Origin of the sequence: Staphylococcus sp. TE8, assembly GCF_000692055.1 — a bacterium.
Classification (GTDB): Bacteria; Bacillota; Bacilli; order Staphylococcales; family Staphylococcaceae; genus Staphylococcus; species Staphylococcus capitis.
Genome location: NZ_JMGB01000002.1, coordinates 314,957 through 338,581, shown reverse-complemented (window position 1 = coordinate 338,581; position 23,625 = coordinate 314,957). Strand labels below are relative to the sequence as shown.

The following is a 23,625-nucleotide window of genomic DNA, read 5'->3' as shown; positions in this document are numbered from 1 at the left end:
TAAGTCATCTTTATGACAAATAGTAAATTTACTCATATTAATCTTAATCAGTTTATCTAAATGAAAATCTGTAAATAACGTTGTAAAATAAAATTGAATATAGTAAAGGAGAATGAGTTATGAATCATGAAGGTAAATTAGTAGCTGAGAAAGAGATAGAAGTGAATAATTACGATATTGATGCTATGGGTATTGTTAGTAATATTGTTTATGTCAGATGGTTTGAAGACTTACGAACAGTATTTATTAATCAATATATGAATTACTCAGAGATGATTAAGAATCACATTTCGCCGATCCTTATGAAAACTGAAATTGAATATAAAAAGTGCCTATAACGATTCACGATCGCCCAGTGGGTAGATGTTGGCTTGTTCAAGCTAGTAAATTGAAATGGGTTTTTAAATTTGAAATCGCGTCAGGTGATAAAGTGCATTGCGTAGGGTCTCAAATGGGTGGATTTTATGATTTAGATAGAGAAAAAATCACAAAAATGCCACAAGTATTTCAAGATATTCTTAAAAATTAAATAAAAACTTTGCTAAAAGAAAAGTTTTAATTAATAATAATAGAAAATAAAAGTAAGGTGATGACCATGACTCAAACATTACAAAGTATTTATGCATTTAACCAGTTTATTCAATCTAATGAACTAGCAGTTATCCATGTTATGAGAGATCATTGTAGCGTTTGTCATGCTGTCCTTCCACAACTTCAAGACTTATTACAAGAATATCCTTTTGCAAAATTAGGTGTCGTCAATCAATCTCATGTAGAGGAGATTGCTGGAGAATTATCAATTTTTACAGTACCGGTAGATTTAATTTTCTTAAATGGTAAGGAAATGCATAGACAAGGACGTTTTATCGATATGCAATCGTTTGAACATCAACTTAAGTTAATGCATGATTCTCTTAAATAAAGAAATGGAACAACTTTTGTTTCATTTCTTTTTTTATTTAAACTTCATTGATTGGGTAGACTAAAGCTTAGTGTTATTATTAGAGACGTGTGACTTTTTCAAGAATAAGAAAAATCAAACATAAAAAAATGAAAACACTTGGAGGAGGCTCAAATGGAGAAAAAACGTCGTCAAGAACACTTTAAAAACGTTATTTTTTGTTTACTAGGGACGTTAATTATTGCGTTAGGAGTCAATTGCTTTGTTATTCCTGGTAATTTAGGTGAAGGTGGAGCAATTGGTCTATCGCTTATTTTGAACTATACATTAGGTATTTCACCGGCGCTAAGTTCATTTATTATTAACGCTATTTTAATTGTTGTAGGATGGAAATTTTTAAGCCGAACGACTGCTATATACACTGCAATAACTATTACAGCAAGTTCTATTTTCCTAGATTTAACAGAGCATTTTGGATTAGGTATTCATGAAAACTTTATCAATTCTGTTTTCGCTGGTTTACTCATCGGTATTGGCACAGGACTTGTTATTGCTGCTCAAAGTACATTAGGCGGAACATCAGTTATTGCTAGAATTATAAGTAAATATTCAGAAGTAAAAACCTCTCAAGCATTATTAATTTTAGATGCTTTAGTCGTGCTATCCTTCCTTCTTGTCTTACCGGTTTCAAATGTACTTTATACAATTGTTATGCTATTCATAGTGGAGAAAGCAATGGCTTTTGTAGTAGAAGGTTTTAATCCTAAGAAGGCTGTGACAGTGATTTCTGAATACAATAGACAAATAAGCTCTGACATATATCAAGCAACTGGCAGAGGGTCAACATTATTAAGTGGTAAAGGCGCTTATCAGCAAAACAATACAGATGTATTATACGCTGTTGTTTCACAAAGTCAGATTGGTACTGTGAAGAAGATTGTTAATTCTTATGATGAAAGTGCCTTCCTCGTTATACACGATGTGCGTGATGTCTTAGGTAATGGTTTTATTAATACTAAATAATTAATCTTCTTATTTAATTAGGGACTGTTGAAGCCATTTACTCAAAGTTTTTCTATTTTTGATTTAAAATGGTATTAAATAGAAAATGAGGAGGTCGACTTTCAGATGTTGAGAAAATTAGCAACCATTATAGGATCCACTATTGTCGGCACAATTTTATATGCAAGAGTCAAAGAAAAGAGAAGTTATAAGAGCTTTTTACAAGAAAAAATGATTCGCATGTCTGGAATGAAAAAAACGTTTGAAAATGTACAAGATGCAGAAAAAGCTCTAGAGGAAACGAAATACGAAACAGCGGGTAAATATAGTGGAACAGATTATGAATTTAGTCATGGAGTTCAAATTAAAGACTACGATGGTTCCTTAGTTTATATCGTCAATGATGAAGGACAACGCGATCAACGTACTATTTTGTATATACACGGTGGAGCATGGTTTCAGGACCCATTAGATTATCATTTTGAATACATGGATTTATTGGCTGATTCGCTAAATGCGAAGGTTGTTATGCCAATTTATCCAAAAATTCCACATAGGGATTATCGTACTACATTTGAATTACTGACAAAGCTGTATCATCATTTGCTAAATAAAATAGATGATTCAAAACAAATGATAATAATGGGGGATTCTGCTGGTGGACAAATTGCATTAGCGTTTGCTCAACAACTTAAAAAAGATAGTGAACCACAACCAAGCCATATTGTATTAATTTCACCTGTTTTAGATGCAACATTTAGTAATCCAGAAGCTCGAAAATATGAAAAAGAAGATCCAATGTTGGGTATTGAAGGTAGTAAATATTTAGTCAATTTATGGGCTGGCGATGCACCTTTAGATCATTACAAATTATCACCAATGTATGGAGATTTAGAGGACTTGGGGCATATTACTATAACAACGGGTACGAAAGAAACATTGTATCCAGATGCTGTTAAATTCTCAACTATGTTGAATGAAAAGGGTATTAATCACGAATTTATACCAGGTTATAGCTTGTTCCATATTTATCCTATTTTTCCTATTCCAGAACGAGAACGCTTCTTAGAACAATTAAAGCGTATTATCCTAAAATAATTTCGATAAGTTAAAAGCTCACATGAGAGAAATCACTCATTATGGTAGTTCCTCATGTGAGTTTTTTAAAATTTTAGTGGTTGGTAATCATTTTAGTTGTCGATATTGGGTTGCTTTTTCAAAGAAAGAACTAAAATAAGAACGACTATGATAATAATTCCTAATATTTGAAAAGCCTTAAATGATACACCTAGAAATAAACCACTTGCTACAACTGCAACTACAGGTTCTATCGTACCAAATAACGTTGTTTCTTTAGCTGATAGATATTTCAAGCTATCAATAAATAGATAATATGCTAGAGCAGTGCCTCCAATAATTCCAAATATTAAATAAAGAAACGTGGACACATGCCATTGAGTCATACTGACGTTCCAAATAGGATGACGTAAAGTCATAATTATACCGGAAATAATCATTGCCCAACCAACGACTAAAATGGAGGCATATTTATTCAATAATTTTTCCGCATAGATAGTGTAAAATGCTAGAGCTAATCCGGCCAAGATTCCCCAAAATAAGCTTGAAGGGGCAACAATTAATTTAGAAAGTGAACCGTTTGTTAAGAGCAGAAATGTACCGACAAGTGTCAAGAGTACAACAACTATATCAAATGCCCTTAGCTTTTCTTTACCTCTGAATGCAAACCATAGAATGATATATACAGGCGCAATATATTGTAATAAAGTAGCGACTGCTGCATTACCTTCATTAATTGATGCCATGTAAGCATATTGAACGATTAACATGCCAAAGAGACTATAAATTATCAAAGTAATCACGTGAGATACACGAGTAAAAATGACAAATATGGATTGTCTAGAATTCATTATTTTAAACATGACTAATAAAAATAAACCGCTAATTATTAATCTTGTAGTTACATACCAGTCTACATTGATTCCTGCATGCTTAAATAGAAAATCTGAAACAGTCCCCCCTAATCCCCATAAGCTTGCCCCTATAATAGCGAATAAGATACCTTTTAATCTCGATTTTTTATAACCTTTCAATTCGCCACCTCCATAATGATGATTAATCTCATGATATATAGTATATAATTAGAAATATATCTTTTTACTTTAAAAAAGTATCAATATATTGAGGTTGATATCCATGACAATAAATATCCGATTGAAAGAAAATTTAGAAGAAATTATTCATTACCCAGATTCCTTATGGCAACATATCATGTTACATACTCAACTTGACCAAACGATTCTAGGTTATATCCCTTTGCATTGGCACAATGATTTACAGCTGATGGTGGTCACTTGTGGGACTATTCAAATTGAAATTGCTAATCAAACCGTTGTATTAAAAAAGGATCAAGCTTTGTTTATTAATACAAATGTAGTTCATAAAATAGAAGGGTTTGAAGCGGATACTTCCTTTTACTGTTGGAATATTGGTTTACCTGATGCGACAGACTATGTAAATTATAAATATGTAAATCAAATTATTAATACGCTTGATAAGCATCCTTATATGAAAATAAATGGTGTCAATGTAGAAGAAAAGATATTAATTGAAAAGATAAAAAATGTAGGAGAATTATTTGAAGCAAAAGATAAGCATTATCAACTTAATATATTAAGTGAGTATTATATTTGTTTGAAATATCTCGTCATGCTGATTGATCAAACTCATCATTCCAAACAATATTATTACTTTGATCAAAGAATAAAAGATTGCATAAACTTTATTCAGAGTAATTACACATATAAAATAAAAATGCATGACTTATGTAAGATATCCTGCATTAGCAGTTCAGAAACGATTAAGCTCTTTAAAAGGTATGTAGGTATGACGCCTTTCCAATATTTATTACACTATCGATTGGAAAAGGGCGCAAAGCAACTTAAATTAACTCATAATAATGTAACGGAAGTAGCTATGGATTGCGGTTTTTCTACAACGAGTTATTTCATACAGATGTTTAAAGATAAATACAAAGTTACACCTAAACAATTTCAATTATCACATTAATAAAAATGCGAATTCTGTTATCAATATACCTGATAACTGGAATTCGCATTTTTTGGTGTTTGATGGTAATTATTTTGAGTGTTTTTCGAATCTACATTTTTGTAGTTAGAAGTTGTGAAAGAGTGTGAATGAGATGAATCTGAATGACTTGATGTTGAACTTACGTCCTCATCACTATTTCTAGATGTGTTGTTGATACGAGAATGATCACTATCTAAAACTGAATTACTCATATCTTTACCTTGTAAACTACCGATAAGTATAAAAGCAAGATAACAACTACAAACAACTAGTATGATTGCAAGATAGACGCCAACAGCGAGTTTTACTGGTTTATCCATCCATATCCTCCTAAGGTCGTAGTAACTTTCATATTTAAGGTAACATGTGTTTTTTAAGCTAATGTAAATTCAAAGTAAAATTCTCATTACTTTACTAAAGATATGAAATGAATTAAAAAATTCTACAATATAAAAATAAAATTTATCATTTTTTCTAAAAAATGCATAGTGTATATGAAATAACTTTACATTTATTTACATTATCTTAATGTTGGGTTAAAAGATTTAAAACTGAGTCAACACGCACATGATAGTCTACTACTAGTTAGAGAATAAAAAAATTTGTAATGAATTATGATGAATTATATAGATTATATTGACTTTTGATTAATTTTTTATTTAGACTTTACTATGATGGAAACGTTTTAAATTTTTGTAAAAATTGTGAGTTAATTAATTTAAATTAGTGTTTATCATTTTCCATTAACAATTTAATATTACATAGAAAAGCGAGGTAAGACGGATTGATTCTCATTATAGTGTGTGTCCTGTTGATTCTATGGCTAGGAATTAAAGAAAAAAGACGTCATGCGAATCGACTAAAGAAAATCCCTTTACGAATTAATATCAATGGGATTCGTGGGAAATCTACAATCACTCGAATGGCTTACAGTGTGCTTCGAGAAGACCATTACAGAGTAATCGGTAAAACGACTGGAACAGATGCAAGAATGATGTACTGGTTCACACAGAAAGAATACGATGTAATTAGAAAACCTCAAGGTGCAAATATTGGTGAACAGCGTGATATTATTCGTAAGGTTGTAAAGCAAAAAGCAAACGCACTTGTTAATGAGTGTATGGCTGTTAACCCTGACTACCAAATTACATTCCAAAAAGATTTAGTAAAGGCAAATATTGGCGTTATTGTAAACGTGATGGAAGATCACATGGATGTATTGGGTCCAACTCTTAAAGATGTAGCTCAAGCCTTTACAGCAACAATTCCATATAATGGTAAATTAGTTGTAATGAAAGATGAATATACTGATTTCTTCGCGAAAGAAGCTAAAAAGCGAAATTCGGAAATCATCGTTGTAGATAAAGACGAAATACCTGAATCATACTTAAGAAAATTTGACTACTTAGTCTTCCCGGATAATGTTGCCATTGTCTTAGGTATAGCAGAGGCTGTTGGTGTAGATTATGAAACAGCACTTCAAGGTATGTTAAATGCCCCAGCCGATCCAGGTGCGGTGCGTATTAAATATTTCCATGCAAATAACACGCAAAATGTCTTTGTTAATGCTTTTGCTGCAAATGAACCAAAATCTACAAAGGCAATTTTGAATAAAGTTGAATCATATAATTATCCATACAAAAAGAAAATTATCATTTTAAATTGTCGTTCAGATAGAATTGATAGAACACAATTATTCGTTGAAAATTTCTTAGAAGATGTTGATTATGATGTTTTAATTTGTACTGGTAAGAGTACGCAAATGGTTTCAAACCTAATGCAAAAAATGCCAGATAAGAAATATTTAAATTACGAAGGGCAAGAATTCTCTGAAATTGAAAAAGGAATTATGCATGAGTCAGAAAATGCACTTGTCTTTTGTGTAGGAAACATCCACGGCCCGGGTGGAAGAATAGCGGAATTCATAGAAGGGATAGAATAAAAAAATGATAGGTTCAGAGTTATATTTCTCCTTATTCGTAGGTGTTATTCTCAGTTTAATATTTGCTGAGAAATTCGGGATCAACCCGGCAGGACTTGTTGTTCCTGGTTACTTAGCTTTAATTTTTGATCAACCCATAATGTTATTATCAGTATTGATTATTAGTTGTTTAACTTACTTTATTGTTAATAACGGTATTAGTAAATGGGTGATTTTATATGGTAGAAGAAAATTCGCTGCTATGATTTTAACTGGTATGGTACTCAAGTTTATATTTGACTTAATTTATCCTCTCACGCCATTTGAGATGGTTGAAGTTTCAGGTATTGGTGTTGTCATTCCAGGAATCATTGCAAATACGGTTCAAAAGCAAGGTGTCGTAATTACATTATCAACTACAATGTTATTAACTTGTATTACTTATGTCATCTTGTTCTTATATAGCTTTATCAACTAATCACGAACAAGGAGCGCGTATTAATGAAAAAGAAAAAACGATTATCGCCCAGTGAGTGGTTACTTAAACAGTCTAAAAGACATAAAAGAAGAAACACGCTTTACACGGCGATTGTCCTTTTATTAGCTTTAATTCTATTAGTATTTGCGATCAGAGCAATACATGTCGATCCTGTCAAAAGTGATGCCAAAAGTGGAAATAGCCTTCGATTTACATACTTAGGCAACATTACTTTAAATAAACACATTCGCCAAAATAATTTGAATGATGTATTTGCAGGAATTCAAGACACGTTAAAGAATAGTGATTTTTCTTCGGCTTCTTTATTGGTTAATGAATTTTCAAAAAATCAAAAAGATGATCTTAATAAAAACATAGAAAATATCATGTTCTTACGTAAACAAAATATTAAAAGTGTAAATCTCATCAACAAGTCTATTGATAATATTCAAGCGACAGAGTTAATGAGAAAAGTTGAATCTCAAGCAGGTTATAACTTTTTAACAGGAAATGGTTCAAATCCTATAAATAGTAAAACTGTTCAACAAGAAATTAAAGGTAAGAAAATCGCAAATGTATCATTTACAGATGTTGAATCAAATTATACTAAACCTTTAAAAAATACGACTTCAATCAGTTTAGATCCGAAGATTTTTTATCCACTCATTAAGAAGTTAAAAGAAAACAATGATTACGTAGTAGTTAATGTTGACTGGGGTATTCCTAATGAAAGAAATGTAACTGATAGACAAAAAGAATATGCGCACGCATTATCAGATGCTGGTGCTGACATTATTGTTGGTCATAATTCAGTTGTACAGAAAATAGAAAAATATAAAAACACACCTATTTTCTATAGTTTAGGTAATACAACTTCAGATGACTTCTTATCGAAAAATCAAAAAGGCATGGTCGTACAACAAGATTGGAACGGAAAACATAATAAATTCCATATCACACCAATTCAGTCAAAAGACGGTAAAATCTCTAAAGATGATATGAATAAATTGGATCATGTAAGATTCCATAACAATATCAAAGATAAAACAGTTAATTTAAAATCAGATAATAGTGGAGGTTATACTTTTGAATATTAAAAAACATTGGTTGCCAATCGTCGTTGTCATCTTAGTTATTGTCATTTTCTTATTAGTGACATTTGCCAAAGCAAATGAAGGTTTAGATCATTATGAACAAAATGAATTGAAAAATGGAGAACAGCAATATCTTTCAAAAGGGGCAAGCTAAATATGAATATATATAATAAAGTGACCTTGAGTGTCATTTTAGTTATAACAATTGTGATTTCGTTCCTCTTTTATTTCTTAACAACAGAGAAGAAAGTGGACAAAGACACGTTATATGAAAATAAGATAGCGAACCATAAACAATCTGGTAACCAAAAAAATTATGGTGTTGCCTCTAATAATGCAATTGCAACTAAAGTAGGTAATAAAATAATTGAAGATGGCGGTAATGCAACAGATGCAGCTGAAGGTGTTGCTTATGCTCTAGCTGTAACTGAACCTCATTCGTCTGGTTTAGGCGGTGGGGGCGCAACGCTAACGTACAATGGTAAAGATGGAGAAGTCCCTAAAATGTATGAATATAAGACAATGTCTTCATACAATTATAAACAAGGCGACAAAATCGGTGTACCTGGCTTCGTTAGAGGTATGCATGATATGCATGAAAAAGAAGGTAAAATGGATGAGAAGAAAATCTTTAACTACGTCATTCCTTTAGCAGAAGATGGCTTCGAAGTAGATTCAGAACTTGAACGTAGTTTGAAAATTTACGGCTCTAAGATTGACCGTAATTCACCTTTCTTCAAAGGAAGTAAAACAGTACGTGAAGGTGACGTTGTTAAGCAAAGTAAACTTGCTGACACGTTAAAGAAAATCCGTGATAAAGGCCCAGATTACTTCTACAAAGACGTAGGTAAAAGTATTTCTAAACAGTTAAAAAATAAATTGACTGAAAAGGATTTCACAACCTTCAAAACTGAATCAAAAGAACCAGTAAGTACAACTTATAAGAATAACAAAATTTATTCAGCTTCTAACCCATTAGGTGGTACGCTAACTTTACAAGGTTTAAAAGTTGATGAACAAGAAAACCAAAATAATGCTGACCGTACTAGCTTTATTACTGCGATGATTAAATCACGTGATTTAATGTACCAAAACCGTGATATCGTTAATGGTTCAGAAGCAAGTAATGACCAACAATTATCGGATGATTACTTACTTGGTCAATTAAATAAAGTTAATGTTGGAAGCAACACAGAAAATGGTAGTGACTTTAACCAAATAAGAACTGATAATACAAGTACAACGCACTTTGTAGTTATTGATAAAGATGGTAAATTAGCAAGCACGACTAATACACTTTCAAGTTACTTTGGATCTGGTGATTTCATGAAAGAAGGATTCTATATGAACAACTCATTAGGAGACTTCTCTAAAGAATCAACGAGTCCTAACTATGGGGAACCTCATAAAGCACCAAGATCATTCATTTCACCATCAGTAGTGGTAGGTCCTAACTTCTATATGGGTATTGGTACTCCTGGAGGTAACAAAATTCCTACTATCTTAGATGAGGTTATCGTAGATTATTTAAATGGTAACGGTACGTTGCAAGAATCTGTTGATAAACCACGTTTTTATAATGATGGTGGTACAGTTTATTATGAAAATGCTACAAGCGATGAAGATATTAACATCTTCAAAAGTTTAGGTTATGGCGTTCAAGAAAAACGTAATGACCCTAACTTCGGTAGTGTTCAAGGTGCCGTGTATGATAAAAATAAAAAATCAGTAGACGTCGGTTCAGATGTTGGTAACCGTTAAAAATTAAATACAAATAATAGTACACCTTCAAAGTTGAAATCGTATCACTTTGAGGGTGTTTTTATGTATTTAGTGGAATCATATGATTAAAATATTTAATTTTAAAATGACTGATTTATGATTGCAATATTAATTTTCCCTCATCGTAAAAATTTTATGCATATCCGACAGTTTTATGACATTGGGTGTAAGCGTATACAGGTCAATTCATAAATAGTATGATGATTGAGTAAAAGTTTTACATATAATTTAAGACTTCGAGGTGGCTTATGGATATTATAGCTTTATTAATAGGATTAGGACCGTTATTAGGTTGGGGATTGTTCCCAACGATTGCATCTAAATTTGGCGGACGACCTGTGAACCAAATCTTTGGTGCAACAGTCGGGACATTAATCTTTGCAATTATATTAGCCGTGGTAAAAGGTATTGGAATACCCGTAGGTATGGCACTCATATTTTCAATTATTTCAGGTGCCGGATGGGCATTTGGTCAAATTATTACATTTAAAGCGTTTGGGTTAGTAGGATCATCTAGAGCTATGCCTATTACAACAGCTTTTCAATTATTAGGTGCTTCATTATGGGGCGTATTCGCTTTAGGTAACTAGCCTGGTGTAACAAACAAAATGATTGGATTCGTAGCACTCATAGTAATTTTAGTTGGCGCACGAATGACAGTTTGGTCAGAGAAAAGTGAACAAGAGTATAGTCAAAATCTTAGAAAAGCAGTGGTTTTATTACTTATTGGTGAAATTGGATATTGGGTTTATTCAGCTGCACCACAAGCTACAGATATAGGTGGATTAAAAGCATTTTTACCACAAGCTATTGGTATGGTAATTGTAGCAGTCATCTATGCTCTAATGAATATGAACAAAGGGAATGCCTTTAAAGAAGCAGTCAGTTGGAAACAAATTATTTCTGGTTTCTTCTTCGCCTTTGCCGCGTTAACATATTTAATTTCAGCCCAACCCAATATGAATGGACTAGCTACTGGTTTCGTTCTTTCCCAAACTTCAGTCGTTTTAGCAACTTTAACAGGTATTTTCTTTTTAAATCAGAAGAAAACACCAAAAGAATTAATGATTACTATTGTCGGATTGGTTTTAATTCTTATTGCTGCTTCCGTAACTGTATTTATTAAATAACTTAGTGAGGGATTGATATTTATGAAAAAGACAGCAGTATTAAATAGTCATGTTTCACAAGCTATCTCAACTTTAGGACATTATGATTTAATTACCATCAACGACGCAGGAATGCCTATACCTAATGATAAAAGACGTATTGATTTAGCAGTAACTAAAGGCTTACCGAGTTTTATAGATGTACTTGAAAATGTTTTAACAGAAGTGGAGATTCAAAAAATTTACTTAGCAGAAGAGATAAAAACAAATAATTCAACTCAGCTTAAAGCAATTAAACACTTAATCGAGGAACATGTAGAGATTGAATTTATTTCTCATAGTAAAATGAAAGAGATGCTTCAATCACCACATAATAAAGGGAACATTAGAACAGGAGAGACCACACCATTCTCTAATATCGTATTAGAATCTAATGTCACTTTTTGATAGAAAGCACGATTGAAGAATTATATATCTAAAAAGGGGGCTATTTCAATGAGTAGAAACAAGGTAGTTATAGTAGGTTCAACCAATGTTGATAAATTTATTAACGTGACGCGTTTTCCTAAACCAGGAGAGACATTACACATTGATCAAGCGCAACGAGAATTTGGTGGAGGAAAGGGTGCTAATCAAGCGATTGCAGCTGGTCGTCTAGAAGCTGAAACAACTTTTGTTACTAAAGTAGGTAAAGAAGGGAATGCCGATTTTATCATTGAAGATTTCAAAGAGGCGTCTATTAATACGGAATATATTTTAACCGCTGATAATGAAGAAACAGGACAAGCTTTCATAACAGTATCAGAAGACGGTCAGAATACAATTTTAGTATATGGTGGAGCAAATATGACTTTAAGTGCTGAAGATGTCATGGTAGCAGAACAACCAATTACTGAAGCGGACTTTGTTGTGGCACAATTAGAAGTACCAATTGAAGCTATAGAACAAGCCTTTAAAATTGCTAAAGCAAATGGTGTAACAACTATACTCAATCCTGCCCCTGCGATTGATTTGCCTAAATCTTTATTAGCATTAACAGATATTATTATTCCTAATGAAACTGAAGCTGAACTGATATCAGGTATCTCTATAACTAATCAAGATAGCATGAAAGAAACCGTAGAATATTTCTTCAAATTAGGAATTTCAACAGTACTTATTACGCTTGGGGAACAAGGTACGTATTATGCAACTGAGAATGAATTCAATATTGTTCCATCCTATAAAGTAAAAGCTATTGATACTACTGCTGCAGGTGATACATTTATTGGAGCTTTTGTGAGTCAATTAAACAAAGATTTGAGTAATTTGGAACAAGCTATCCAATTCGCTAATCAAGCATCATCTTTAACTGTTCAACGACAAGGAGCTCAAGCAGCTATTCCTACTAGAGATGAAGTAATCAATGTCTATAAATAATTAGTGAAAGGTATTTCATTACGTATTCATAATTAAAAAAATGCTCTAAGAAGTTGTGTTAAAACAATCATCTTAGAGCTATTATTTTTTTTAAAATACTATTAACTCTAAACTTTAAGTTTTCATATAGTATGTAAGCATATATGATATAAATATACAGAGATAACTTAATACATATTTGACATAAACGAAGGGTGATCAAAAGATGGAAGAAGTTGTTTTAGGTATTGATTTAGGAACGAGCGCAATTAAAATTATCGCAGTCAATCGCCAAGGCGAAGTATTGGAGACTGTAAGTGAACCATTGAAATTATTTCAAGAGCAACCTGGATATAGTGAACAAGACCCTAATGAATGGTTTCAAGCTACTAAGCGGGGCGTTAAGCGCATCATCTCTTCAAATGCTTTAAAGAATAAAGCTGTGAAAGGTCTTTCGTTCTCAGGACAGATGCACGGTCTAGTCGTCTTAAATAAAGAAGGACAGCCCTTACGCAATGCAATACTCTGGAATGATACTAGAAATTCGGAACAGTGTCGTCAAATTAAAGAAGTGTATGGTGAGAGACTCAACTATAATCCAATATTAGAAGGATTCACATTACCTAAAATGTTATGGGTTCAACAACATGAGCCTGAAATTTGGGAACAAGTGAATGTATTTATGTTACCTAAAGATTATTTACGATATTGTCTAACGAATCAAATTAATATGGAATACAGTGATGCGGCTAGCACGTTATTATTAAATCCTAAAACAAATTTGTGGACAAAAGATGTGGGCTCAATTTTCAATATCCCTGATATTTATCCATCATTAGTCAATTCACATGAATGTGTTGGGTACGTTAGCGAATTACTGGCAGATGAACTAGGTTTAAAGCATCAGGTTGCTGTATTTGCCGGAGGTGGGGATAATGCCTGTGGAGCTATAGGAGCTGGCGTAATTAATGATAAAGAGGCATTATGTAGTATAGGAACATCTGGCGTTGTATTAAATGTTGAACATAATCATGTTACAGAGTATGATCAGAATTTACATTTCTTCAATCACAGTATTCCTAATACGTATTATGCGATGGGAGTTACATTAGCTGCAGGTTATAGTTTGAATTGGTTGAAGACCACATTCTTTGAAAATGACTCCTTCGCTAAAATTTTAGATTATGCTGAAAGTGCCAAACTAGGAGGAAATGGCTTATTATTTGCTCCTTACTTAGCTGGTGAACGCACGCCACATGGGGATGCCTACATTAGAGGTAGTTTTATTGGTATTAGTGGACAACACAAAAAAGCAGATTTTGCACGTGCAGTTATAGAAGGTATTACTTATTCTTTATATGATTCAATCAAAATAATGCGAGAAGCAGGACACGAAATCAATTCAATTACCTCAATTGGTGGAGGGGCTAAAAGTAAGTTCTGGCTTCAACTTCAAGCAGATGTTTTTAATATGAAAGTGAAAAAATTAAAACATGAAGAAGGTCCAAGTATGGGAGCAGCTATGCTTGCAGCATACGGACTAGGTTGGTTTGAAAGTGTAGCTGATTGTGTTGAGACATTTATTAAAGTTGAAGAAGTTTTTAAACCTAATGCCGAAAATCATAAACGATACGAACAATTCCATAATGTTTATCAACGAGTCTATAAGCAAACGAAAGAACTAACAAAGGAACTGCTAGCGATTACAAAGTAAAGTACGAACTCTCGGACAATTCATGTGCGAGAGTTTTTTTATATTGATAACTCTAAATGTAAAACCTAGACTTTATATAGAAATTTATTGAAAAAAATGAATTATTGAAAAGATTGGAATCAATATTTGATTTTTAGTTTGAGCGACAAAAAAGAAAAATTATTTTCAAGGAAATGAATATTGACATTAAACTAAATAGAACGTTTAATAAAATTATATTTTAACAATTAATATATGAGCACAATTAAAAAATAAGACATCGAGAGGATGATAATATGTTAATTTTGAAACAAGAATTGTGTGAGTTTCTAAACCATATGTCGCCACGAACGTTTGCGTATATGAATGAACTCGACTATCCTAATTTATTACTTGAACTTGAACACCAAGATATTACACTACCCACTACATACCAACTTCAAAGGTCAATTCAATTCCCTCAATATCAACCACCTTCGCATCAAGTAAGTAATCAGTTTATCAATCTAAGAGATGAAGCTGAAAGTGATATTAATGATGAAAAGTTACGTTTTTTACAATTCTATCCTGTCAACCAGCACAGTGAAATGTTGAGTGCATACTCTAGAATGACCCAATTAAAAATCAAAACAACTGTTAAACCACTTAAATTATCATTCCCATTAGATCCAGATACATTAACTGATAAACTCAACCTTCCACCTGCTCATGAAAATCGCGACATTCCTTTACTCCTATATATGCTTCAAAAACTACTTTCAGAACTCAAAAAATGCAATTTAAAATTCTCTATTCAAGATAATATTATAGAAATCATCTATCCCAGTCATATTGTTAAAGTCTTCATTAATTTATATAAAAACAATCAAAGCATCTATCCTCTACAAATATTTGTTAGTGCTTACTGTAGATACGCACCATTTATTGAGCAAATGGAATCAATATCTATGTCTACATCTAAAAAAGTGTTAACAAATGTAGACAAACTTTTCTTACTTATACTTGAATTACCAGAAAGACTTACAAGACAAGAATTTTCATTGAGTCAAAAGAATTATGACTTAGCTGAAAAATTATTTTTCATTAAAGGGTAACTTTTACTTATTGAAAAGTTATAGAGGTAGAAGTCCGCCTAATTAATTAAACTGATATAGGTAAGAGTAGAAAATGATAAAATTCACCCGTGAATCTGAAAATAGGTTTAAGGGTAAAAAATACAATTTTAAATTAAACATTCATATTTAAGGGCTGGTTGCACTAGAAATTTGCAATAAGCCCTTAAAAATTGTGAGCAATTTGTTACATTTTGAGATAATAAGCGTTAGAATATATAAGTCGCCTAAATGATATGTACTAGTTATCTTGTACATCATATGAAGACGATTTTGAGGTAAGGGTAAATTAATGTTGATGATAGCGTTTACATTCGTCAGGGTTAGGTGTAAAATGTTTCGAATAAAATCAAATAACAAAATAATTTCTCTTTTGTACTTTTTGCAACAATAAAAATATAAATTAGTGAATTATTTCACAATATCTACTAATTTATTTGTTGTAAATTATTGAAATCGCTTTCTTAAGGGTGTACGATAGCTATGGCCTAAAAAAACAGAAAGAAGGTTATGGGGAAATGAATATAATCTTAGGAGTAGGGACACTAGTAATTGTACTTATCATCATGACGCTGTTCTTAAACTTTGCGCCATATGGTAAACAAGGTTTACAAGCTTTATCAGGGGCAGCTTGTGCCACATACTTACCACAAGCATTCTTAAGTTATGCTATCGGTGGCGTGTTCCACATTAAATTTTTTCAAGAAATTGGTGACTTAGCAGGGAGTTTAAGCGGAATTGCAGTTGGTATTTTAACATGTTTAAACTTGGGTGTATCTCCAGTTTTTGCTGTTATCGTTGGTTTAGTTTTACATGACTCAAAATTATTGCCAGCATTTATAGCAGCATATATTATTGCTTTTGGGATTAAATTGATAGAGAAAAAAGTTCCAGAAGGACTAGATTTAATTGTTGTAATTTTATTGGCTCCAGCAATTACATTTGGTTTAGCAAATTTAATTTCACCAGGGGTTATCGCTGTACTTAAACAAATTGGTTCAGCTATCTCATCTGTAGGTAATGATAATCCTTATGCTTTAGCAGTTATATTAGGACTAGTTATACCTGTAACAGGCATGACGCCTTTAAGTTCAATGGTCTTAACAAGCTTATTAGGGCTTACAGGTATTCCAATGGCAATCGGTGCATTAACATGTACTGGTGCTTCATTCGTTAACGCAGTACTATTCAGTAGACTGCATATTGGTAAGAAAACTAATGCGTTCGCAGTATTTATCGAACCATTGACACAAATAGATTTAATTGCAAAATATCCACTACAACTTTATGGTACGAATGCCATCATCGGTGTTGTAAATGCTTGTATCGTTACATTCAGTGGACTAGTAATCAATGTAAAAGGTATGGCTACACCGATCGCAGGTGCGATTGTATTATTTGGATTTAATAATGCAGTGACTTCTATCATAACTATCATCACAGTGGGTATAGTAAGTGTAGTACTAGCATTCGTTATGAGTTCAATTATCAAGAAATTTAACTTAATGAATATTAGTTTCAAATTACCAGGGAAAAAGAATCGAGTTAAGGAGAGTGTTTAATAATGGCTAAAAGCTATGATTACCAAAGTGCTTTTGACATTATTGGACCAGTTATGATGGGACCATCAAGTTCTCATACTGCTGGTGCAGTTAAAATAGGTAACTCAGCACGTGCTGTTTTAGGAGACATGCCTAAAACTTTAGAGATTCATTATTATGAATCTTTTGCTAAGACGCACCAAGGACATGGTACAGACGTAGCTGTAGTTGGTGGTGCTATGGGCTATAGCACCTTCGATAGCCGAATTAAATCAGCATTAGATATAGCTAGGGATGAAAATATCGATGTTGATATCATCGAAGAAGATGGAGAAAGTATCGGTCAACATCCTAACTGTGCTTATATTAAGGCGAACTCTGAAAGTGGACGTCACATTGAAGTCATTGGTATTTCAATTGGTGGCGGTACAATTAAACTTAAAGGCATTAACGTCAATGGCTTAGAAGTTGAAATTAACAATGGACTTCCAATGTTAGAAATAGACGGCGAAATGGATAAAGCTCAGGTGAATCACTTAATCAACGACATGACAGATATGGAAATTGATTTTGGTGATGAAACTGTCAAGACGAGCGACAATAATGGTCTAGTTGTATTACCTTTAAATAAAGCAATCTCAGAATCAACATTAAACAAAATTAGAGAAAAATACAGTGACTTAAACGTTTCCTATATCAATTAGAGGGGGATTATAAATGTTTGATTCAATTAGAGAGACAATAGATTATTCTGTTGAACATGACATTTCCTTCGCTGATATCTTGATCAACGAAGAAATGGAAAGAGAAGGTATATCACGCGACGAAGTACGTGAACGCATGAAACAAAATCTTGAAGTGATGCGTGATGCAGTAGAAAAAGGTACTACTGGAGACGGTGTAGAAAGTGTTACAGGTTATACAGGCCATGATGCGGCAAAACTTCGTGATTACAACGAAAACAATCATGCTTTATCAGGGAAAGAAATGATTGAAGCCGTTAAAGGCGCAGTTGCAACAAACGAAGTGAATGCAGCAATGGGTATCATCTGTGCTACACCTACAGCTGGTTCCTCGGGAACTATTCCCGGCGTTCTTTTCAAATTAGAGAAAACTCATGATTTAACTGAAGATCAAATGATAGATTTCCTATTTACTTCAGCATTATTTGGACGTGTAGTTGCAAACAACGCAAGTGTTGCTGGTGCTACAGGCGGTTGCCAAGCAGAAGTTGGTTCTGCGTCAGCAATGGCTGCAGCAGCTTCTGTAGCTATCTTTAATGGTACTCCAGAGCAATCTGGTCATGCGATGGCACTTGCGATAAGTAACTTATTAGGTTTAGTTTGTGACCCTGTAGCAGGACTCGTTGAAATTCCTTGTGTAATGAGAAATGCTATTGGTTCAGGTAACGCATTAATTTCAGCAGACCTTGCATTAGCTGGCGTTGAAAGTCGTATTCCAGTTGATGAAGTTATAGGTGCGATGGACAGAGTTGGTCGTAATTTACCTGCATCTCTTCGTGAAACAGGTTTAGGTGGTCTAGCTGGTACACCAACTGGTGAAGAAATTAAACGTAAAATTTTCGGTGAAGCTGAAAATATGGTAAATAATAAATAACTTATAAATATAATGATTAAGCACTTTAGTTTTGTATATAGCAAGACTAAAGTGCTTTTTTCTAAGGTTATAAAGATTAACTGTTTTAGTAAGTACATAGTTGAATGATTAAAAAGGATACCAATAGACTATGGTCTATTGCATTAAGAACACCGTCGAATTAGAATTCGCATATTAGATGAACACAATAGTCAAGAAACTATTATGTAAGAAGCACTAAAGAATTATTAATATCATAAGTGCTTCTTTAATATTGCAAAATGTGGGTCCCCAATCTAAAATAGCTTAAAAGGGGTTGATGCAATGCTAAGATTATTCCTTATCTTTCTAGCATTCATCATTAACACAACGATAACTTATTTATGGACTACAGAGGGGACATGGGTCAACTTATTATTTAAATCATTATCATTAAGTATGATTCTCGTTTTTATGTTCTACTATATTCGTTTTGTTATTGAAAATAAAAACAAAGAATGAAATTTAACCAAAGACATTCCTTAGTTAAATTTCATTCTTTTTTATTGATGTAAATCAAGCTGATAAAATGCTAAATCGAGCCATCTTTCAAATTTATATCCTACATTTTTAATTGTTCCAACGTGAGTGAAATTAAATTTTTTATGTAGCTCAATACTTCCTACATTAGAAGCATCTATCCCCGCTACAATTGTTCGATAATTTTTGGCCTTTGCGTCTTGAATGAGTGTTTCTAATAACTTTGAAGCTATACCTTGACCACGATAGTCGGGATCAACATAAATCGAATGTTCAATAGAATAAAGATAGGCTGGCCAATCTCTAAAAGAGCCATATGTTGCATAACCTATAACATGATGGTCTTTAACATATACCCATATAGGTTCTTCGGCTATTGATTTTGTTTCAAACCACTGAAGTCGTTCTTCTAATTCCTTGGGATCATATGTATATACTGCAGTAGTATTAATTATGGCGTCATTATAAATTTTAAGAATATCTGGCAGGTCTTCTTTTCTAGCATGTCTAATCATTGGGCACCCCTCTTTTTACATTCCATTAAATACCTTTATTTCTAATAAATCAATTATTTGTTAAGTAATTTCACATGCGATATTTATAAAAGATTTTATAAGCTCCTTTTATATTAGTGTTGTCGTGTCAAAATAATGCTATACTTATCTCAAACTACGATAAATCTTTAAAAACATTTAAAGGAGTTACAGTAATGAAAAAATGGACGAGTCGATTAACGACGTTCATTGGTGTCTTATTAATATTATTAGCAATATATTTATTTACAAAGCCACATATTGATAATTATCTTCATGAAAAAGATAACGACAATAAGATTGAGAAATATGACAACGATGAAAAAAAGGATACCTCGACGAAACAAAAGACACCTACAATTCCAAAGGATAAATCCAAAATGGCTGGTTATATTGAAGTACCAGATGCTGAAATTAAGGAGCCGGTTTATCCAGGACCTGCGACACTAGAGCAACTTAATAGAGGTGTGAGTTTCGCTGAAGGTGATGAATCATTAGATCAACAAAATATTTCTATCGCTGGTCACACATTTACTGACCGTCCGCACTATCAATTTACTAATCTAAAAGCAGCTAAAAAAGGAAGTAAAGTATATTTTAAAGTAGGTAATCAAACACGTAAGTATAAAATGACAAAAATTCATGACGTTAATCCATCAGATGTTGAAGTTTTAGATGAACAAAAAGGTAAAAAAAATCAATTAACGTTGATTACTTGTGATGATTATAATGAGAAAACAGGTGTCTGGGAGAAACGAAAAATATTCATCGCAACACAAGTGAATTAAGAACGATCAGGTAGGAGTATATACAAGATACTTCTACTTTTTACTATAGTAATAAATCATAAAGTTTAATAGACATTTAACAAACATTCACATGAGTTAAGTATTTTTAAGTGATGAAATCAATTTCTAAATGTGAATATAGTTTCATAGACTTATCTTTAACTTCATTCCATTCACACACACAGATATAATGAGATTAAAGTTGGTCAATTAAAGGGGATATTAAAATGATACGCGCAATTGCAGTAGATATGGATGGCACTTTTTTAGATTCAAATAAGCAATTTGATGAGGCACGGTTTGAAACAATTTTTAAAAAATTAAAGAAGCATAACATACAATTTATAGCTGCAAGTGGAAATCAATATGCGAAATTGAAGTCTATCTTTGGCGTTAGAGATATGTTCTTTATCTCTGAAAATGGGGCGGTCATATATAATGGGAATAAGCTGTACAACTATCGAAGTTTCAATAGACAAGATTTTCAAGACGTTGTTGATTATTTAAGCATTGACCACAAGATGGATGAACTCATTATATGTGGTGTGAAAAGTGCGTATATTTTAAAAAGTACACAAGCAACTTTTAAAGAGGACGCGCATTTTTATTATCATAAATTAGAAGAAATTGATTCACTACAACATTTACCTAAAGACGATTATGTTAAAATTGCTTTCAATATCAATCGAGAAACTCATCCTCACTTGGATGATGAGTTAGAGAGAGCTTTTAAAGATACAATTAAGCTAGTCTCAAGTGGGCACGATAGTATAGATGTCATTATGCCTAATATGACAAAGGGTCAAGCATTAAGACGATTACTTACTGAATGGGGGATGTCGTCTACTGAATTAATGGCATTTGGTGATGCTAATAATGATAAAGATATGCTAGAACTCGCACAATATAGTTATGTTATGGAAAATAGTAACGACGCATCATTATTTGAATTAGCGAGTGGTGTAGCACCATCTAATGATAAACAAGGTGTATTAACTACTATTGAAGAAGTAGTACTAAGTAACATATGAGCATAAATAAAGGTGAGAAGAAGTGGATATACCAACTTTTCTCACCCTTTTAAATATATTAGTTTAAACGTGTTTCACAAGTTCCAGTTTGAATAACTGATAACGCTGCATTTAAGCCGCCTTCAACTAAGTTTTGTACTGCTTCATCTGAGAAGAAAGCAATGTGAGGTGTTACTAAAATCTTTTCGTGTCTAATAAGCTCTAAAAGCGTTTGATCTTCGATTGTTTTGTTAGTCCAATCAAATGTAAAGTAGTCGGCCTCATTTTCATAAGTATCGATTGCAGCACCATATAATGTGCCATCGTTAACTGCATCAATAAGATCAGGTGTGTTAATAACAGCCCCACGAGCAGCGTTAACTAAAATAGCACCTTTCTTAACTTTCGCAAACATTTCTTTATCAAATAAGTGGAAGCTTTCTTTGTTTGCAGGTACGTGTAATGAAATGATGTCTGCATCTTTAATAGCTTCTTCAACAGAATCCTTATACTCTAAGAAGTCTAAAGAATGATTAGGATAAGCATCGTAACCAACAACCTTTGCACCAAATCCTGTGTAAATTTTAGCAGTGGCAGCTCCAATACGTCCTGTACCAATGATAGCGACTGTCATATTCTTAACTGGACGTGACATAATCGGTGCCGCCCAAGTAAAGTTGTGATCTTGTACGCGTCTTTCGATTGCAGGGAATCTACGTACAAGTTGTAATGCGATAGAAACAGAATATTCTGCGATAGTCTCAGGTGAATAACTAGGAATGTTAGAAATAACAATACCATGTTTTTTAGCAAGATCTAAATCGTACATATCGAATCCCGCAGTACGTTGAGCGATTTGTTTGATGCCGTATGCTTCGAGTTTAGGGTAAACTTCATCTTCTAATTTACCGAATTGCATGGTAGTTACACCATCATAATCCTTAAGTTGGTCGACAGTATCTTTACTTAAAAGTTCAGTAGAAGTAGTTACTTCAATGTTATTCTTTTTACCCCAGTTTAATGCCATTTCTTTCTCATATTCGCGTGTACCGAAAAACATAATTCTTGTCATTAAAAAATAACCCCATTTCTAAAATGTAAAAAATCGTACTAAATAATAAGTTATAAGAATAAAAATAAATAAGTAAGACTAAAACGTACAAGCTCATTATATTGTGAAAGTTTTCACAAATCAAGTACGAAATGACTTTAGGAAAAGAAAAATGTGAAAAATCTCTCATTTTAAAATAAAAAATCCTCTTTTTTATGAAATTCATTTACTTTTATCGTGTACAAAAGTCATTTATACTTTTGATGTAATGAAAATTGATATTGTTAACAATGTATTTTAGGAAGGATGAAACACTGGTATGAGTAATATGAATCAAACAATCATTGATGCGTTTAAATTTAGACACGCTACAAAACAATTTGATCCGTCTAAAAAAGTGAGTGATGAAGATTTTGAAACAATTTTAGAGGCAGGGAGATTATCTCCGAGTTCTCTAGGTTTGGAACCGTGGCATTTTGTTGTAGTCCAAAGTGAAACATTAAGAGATAAACTTAAACCATACAGTTGGGGTGCTCAGAAGCAGTTAGATACAGCGAGTCACTTTGTATTGATATTTGCACGTAAAAATGTAACTTCTCAATCTGAATACGTCCAAAACTTAATTCGTGGTGTTAAACAGTACGAAGAAAGCACAATTCCAGCAGTCAATGAAAAGTTTGATAATTTCCAAACCAATTTCCACATTAATGATAATGAACGTACATTGTATGATTGGGCTAGCAAACAAACTTATATTGCATTAGGTAATATGATGACGACTGCAGCACTCTTAGGCGTTGATTCATGCCCAATGGAAGGATTTGACTTAGATAAAGTGACTGAGATATTAGCTGATGAAGGTATCCTAGATACTGAACATTTCGGTATTTCAGTAATGGTTGGTTTCGGTTATAGAGCTGAAGAACCTGCTCATGGTAAAGTTCGTCAAAACAAAGATGACGTTATTAGCTGGGTATAATAATTTAAAA

Annotated in this window: 24 protein-coding genes and 2 pseudogenes; 22 read left to right on the top strand and 4 right to left on the bottom strand. The window is 32.7% G+C overall.

The features are described 5' to 3' along the window. The first annotated feature begins 119 nt into the window (after positions 1 to 119). The 4 genes and pseudogenes from CM54_RS08045 to CM54_RS08030 all read left to right on the top strand — a co-directional run bounded on the left by CM54_RS08045 (position 120) and on the right by CM54_RS08030 (position 3,001). Positions 120 to 529, top strand: a pseudogene (locus CM54_RS08045) (acyl-CoA thioesterase). A 66-nt stretch (positions 530 to 595) separates the two neighbouring features. After that, entirely contained in the window at positions 596 to 922 is a 327-nt protein-coding gene (locus CM54_RS08040) for a thioredoxin family protein (RefSeq protein ID WP_030058773.1), read from the top strand. A 153-nt stretch (positions 923 to 1,075) separates the two neighbouring features. Next, positions 1,076 to 1,924: a YitT family protein gene (locus tag CM54_RS08035; RefSeq protein WP_002432918.1), complete on the top strand. Its 849-nt coding sequence runs from the start codon at positions 1,076 to 1,078 to the stop codon at positions 1,922 to 1,924. A gap of 105 nt (positions 1,925 to 2,029) precedes the next feature. Next, complete coding sequence (locus tag CM54_RS08030; RefSeq protein WP_030058775.1) at positions 2,030 to 3,001, top strand: alpha/beta hydrolase fold domain-containing protein; 972 nt, start codon at positions 2,030 to 2,032, stop codon at positions 2,999 to 3,001. Between the two features lie 92 nt (positions 3,002 to 3,093). Here CM54_RS08030 and CM54_RS08025 read toward each other — a convergent pair whose 3' ends face one another. Then, positions 3,094 to 4,014 (bottom strand): DMT family transporter, encoded by a 921-nt coding sequence (locus CM54_RS08025; RefSeq protein ID WP_037550463.1) that lies wholly within the window; start codon positions 4,012 to 4,014, stop codon positions 3,094 to 3,096. A gap of 103 nt (positions 4,015 to 4,117) precedes the next feature. Between CM54_RS08025 and CM54_RS08020 the strand changes: the two genes are divergently transcribed. Then, positions 4,118 to 4,990, top strand: coding sequence for an AraC family transcriptional regulator (locus CM54_RS08020; RefSeq protein WP_037550461.1), 873 nt, complete (start codon positions 4,118 to 4,120; stop codon positions 4,988 to 4,990). 20 nt (positions 4,991 to 5,010) lie between these two features. Here CM54_RS08020 and CM54_RS08015 read toward each other — a convergent pair whose 3' ends face one another. Then, on the bottom strand, positions 5,011 to 5,331 hold the full coding sequence (locus CM54_RS08015; protein ID WP_037550458.1) for a hypothetical protein: 321 nt from the start codon (positions 5,329 to 5,331) through the stop codon (positions 5,011 to 5,013). Between the two features lie 464 nt (positions 5,332 to 5,795). Between CM54_RS08015 and pgsB the strand changes: the two genes are divergently transcribed. The 14 genes and pseudogenes from pgsB to CM54_RS12580 all read left to right on the top strand — a co-directional run bounded on the left by pgsB (position 5,796) and on the right by CM54_RS12580 (position 19,236). Continuing rightward, entirely contained in the window at positions 5,796 to 6,953 is a 1,158-nt protein-coding gene (gene pgsB, locus CM54_RS08010; RefSeq protein ID WP_002432337.1) for a poly-gamma-glutamate synthase PgsB, read from the top strand. A gap of 4 nt (positions 6,954 to 6,957) precedes the next feature. Continuing rightward, positions 6,958 to 7,410, top strand: coding sequence for a poly-gamma-glutamate biosynthesis protein PgsC (pgsC, locus tag CM54_RS08005; RefSeq protein ID WP_002432315.1), 453 nt, complete (start codon positions 6,958 to 6,960; stop codon positions 7,408 to 7,410). Positions 7,411 to 7,433: 23 nt separating this feature from the next. Continuing rightward, on the top strand, positions 7,434 to 8,507 hold the full coding sequence (locus tag CM54_RS08000; RefSeq protein ID WP_030058782.1) for a CapA family protein: 1,074 nt from the start codon (positions 7,434 to 7,436) through the stop codon (positions 8,505 to 8,507). Next, on the top strand, positions 8,497 to 8,658 hold the full coding sequence (locus tag CM54_RS12585) for a hypothetical protein (protein WP_002432774.1): 162 nt from the start codon (positions 8,497 to 8,499) through the stop codon (positions 8,656 to 8,658). The genes CM54_RS08000 and CM54_RS12585 overlap by 11 nt, the downstream gene beginning before the upstream one ends. Before the next feature lie 2 nt (positions 8,659 to 8,660). Beyond that, positions 8,661 to 10,265, top strand: coding sequence for a gamma-glutamyltransferase (locus tag CM54_RS07995; RefSeq protein WP_002432872.1), 1,605 nt, complete (start codon positions 8,661 to 8,663; stop codon positions 10,263 to 10,265). 269 nt (positions 10,266 to 10,534) lie between these two features. Then, positions 10,535 to 11,416 (top strand): annotated as a pseudogene (gene rbsU / locus CM54_RS07990) (ribose/proton symporter RbsU). A 21-nt stretch (positions 11,417 to 11,437) separates the two neighbouring features. Continuing rightward, a complete protein-coding gene (rbsD, locus tag CM54_RS07985; protein WP_037550455.1) occupies positions 11,438 to 11,842 on the top strand; it encodes a D-ribose pyranase in 405 nt (134 codons plus the stop codon). Between the two features lie 48 nt (positions 11,843 to 11,890). Next, positions 11,891 to 12,814, top strand: coding sequence for a ribokinase (gene rbsK, locus CM54_RS07980; protein ID WP_037550452.1), 924 nt, complete (start codon positions 11,891 to 11,893; stop codon positions 12,812 to 12,814). Between the two features lie 205 nt (positions 12,815 to 13,019). Further along, a complete protein-coding gene (gene xylB, locus CM54_RS07975) occupies positions 13,020 to 14,507 on the top strand; it encodes a xylulokinase (RefSeq protein WP_037550449.1) in 1,488 nt (495 codons plus the stop codon). Between the two features lie 275 nt (positions 14,508 to 14,782). Then, positions 14,783 to 15,580 (top strand): hypothetical protein, encoded by a 798-nt coding sequence (locus tag CM54_RS07970; RefSeq protein WP_037550446.1) that lies wholly within the window; start codon positions 14,783 to 14,785, stop codon positions 15,578 to 15,580. 536 nt (positions 15,581 to 16,116) lie between these two features. Next, positions 16,117 to 17,160, top strand: coding sequence for a PTS sugar transporter subunit IIC (locus tag CM54_RS07965; protein ID WP_002432706.1), 1,044 nt, complete (start codon positions 16,117 to 16,119; stop codon positions 17,158 to 17,160). 2 nt (positions 17,161 to 17,162) lie between these two features. Next, complete coding sequence (sdaAB, locus tag CM54_RS07960) at positions 17,163 to 17,843, top strand: L-serine ammonia-lyase, iron-sulfur-dependent subunit beta (protein ID WP_037550443.1); 681 nt, start codon at positions 17,163 to 17,165, stop codon at positions 17,841 to 17,843. Between the two features lie 13 nt (positions 17,844 to 17,856). Beyond that, positions 17,857 to 18,756: an L-serine ammonia-lyase, iron-sulfur-dependent, subunit alpha gene (gene sdaAA, locus CM54_RS07955; RefSeq protein ID WP_002432338.1), complete on the top strand. Its 900-nt coding sequence runs from the start codon at positions 17,857 to 17,859 to the stop codon at positions 18,754 to 18,756. 303 nt (positions 18,757 to 19,059) lie between these two features. Next, complete coding sequence (locus CM54_RS12580; RefSeq protein ID WP_016898584.1) at positions 19,060 to 19,236, top strand: hypothetical protein; 177 nt, start codon at positions 19,060 to 19,062, stop codon at positions 19,234 to 19,236. 41 nt (positions 19,237 to 19,277) lie between these two features. Here the strand turns inward: CM54_RS12580 and CM54_RS07950 are convergent, their stop codons facing one another. Beyond that, positions 19,278 to 19,769 (bottom strand): GNAT family N-acetyltransferase, encoded by a 492-nt coding sequence (locus CM54_RS07950; RefSeq protein ID WP_037550441.1) that lies wholly within the window; start codon positions 19,767 to 19,769, stop codon positions 19,278 to 19,280. 194 nt (positions 19,770 to 19,963) lie between these two features. On the opposite strand from CM54_RS07950, the gene srtA reads away from it, so the two are divergent. Together srtA and CM54_RS07940 are read left to right on the top strand one after the other, a co-directional pair. Further along, a complete protein-coding gene (gene srtA / locus CM54_RS07945) occupies positions 19,964 to 20,575 on the top strand; it encodes a class A sortase SrtA (protein ID WP_037550436.1) in 612 nt (203 codons plus the stop codon). Positions 20,576 to 20,802: 227 nt separating this feature from the next. Next, entirely contained in the window at positions 20,803 to 21,606 is an 804-nt protein-coding gene (locus tag CM54_RS07940; protein WP_037550433.1) for a Cof-type HAD-IIB family hydrolase, read from the top strand. A gap of 58 nt (positions 21,607 to 21,664) precedes the next feature. Here CM54_RS07940 and CM54_RS07935 read toward each other — a convergent pair whose 3' ends face one another. Next, on the bottom strand, positions 21,665 to 22,657 hold the full coding sequence (locus tag CM54_RS07935; protein ID WP_037550430.1) for a D-lactate dehydrogenase: 993 nt from the start codon (positions 22,655 to 22,657) through the stop codon (positions 21,665 to 21,667). Between the two features lie 298 nt (positions 22,658 to 22,955). On the opposite strand from CM54_RS07935, the gene CM54_RS07930 reads away from it, so the two are divergent. Next, on the top strand, positions 22,956 to 23,615 hold the full coding sequence (locus CM54_RS07930; protein WP_030058798.1) for an NAD(P)H-dependent oxidoreductase: 660 nt from the start codon (positions 22,956 to 22,958) through the stop codon (positions 23,613 to 23,615). The last annotated feature ends 10 nt before the right edge of the window (positions 23,616 to 23,625 follow it).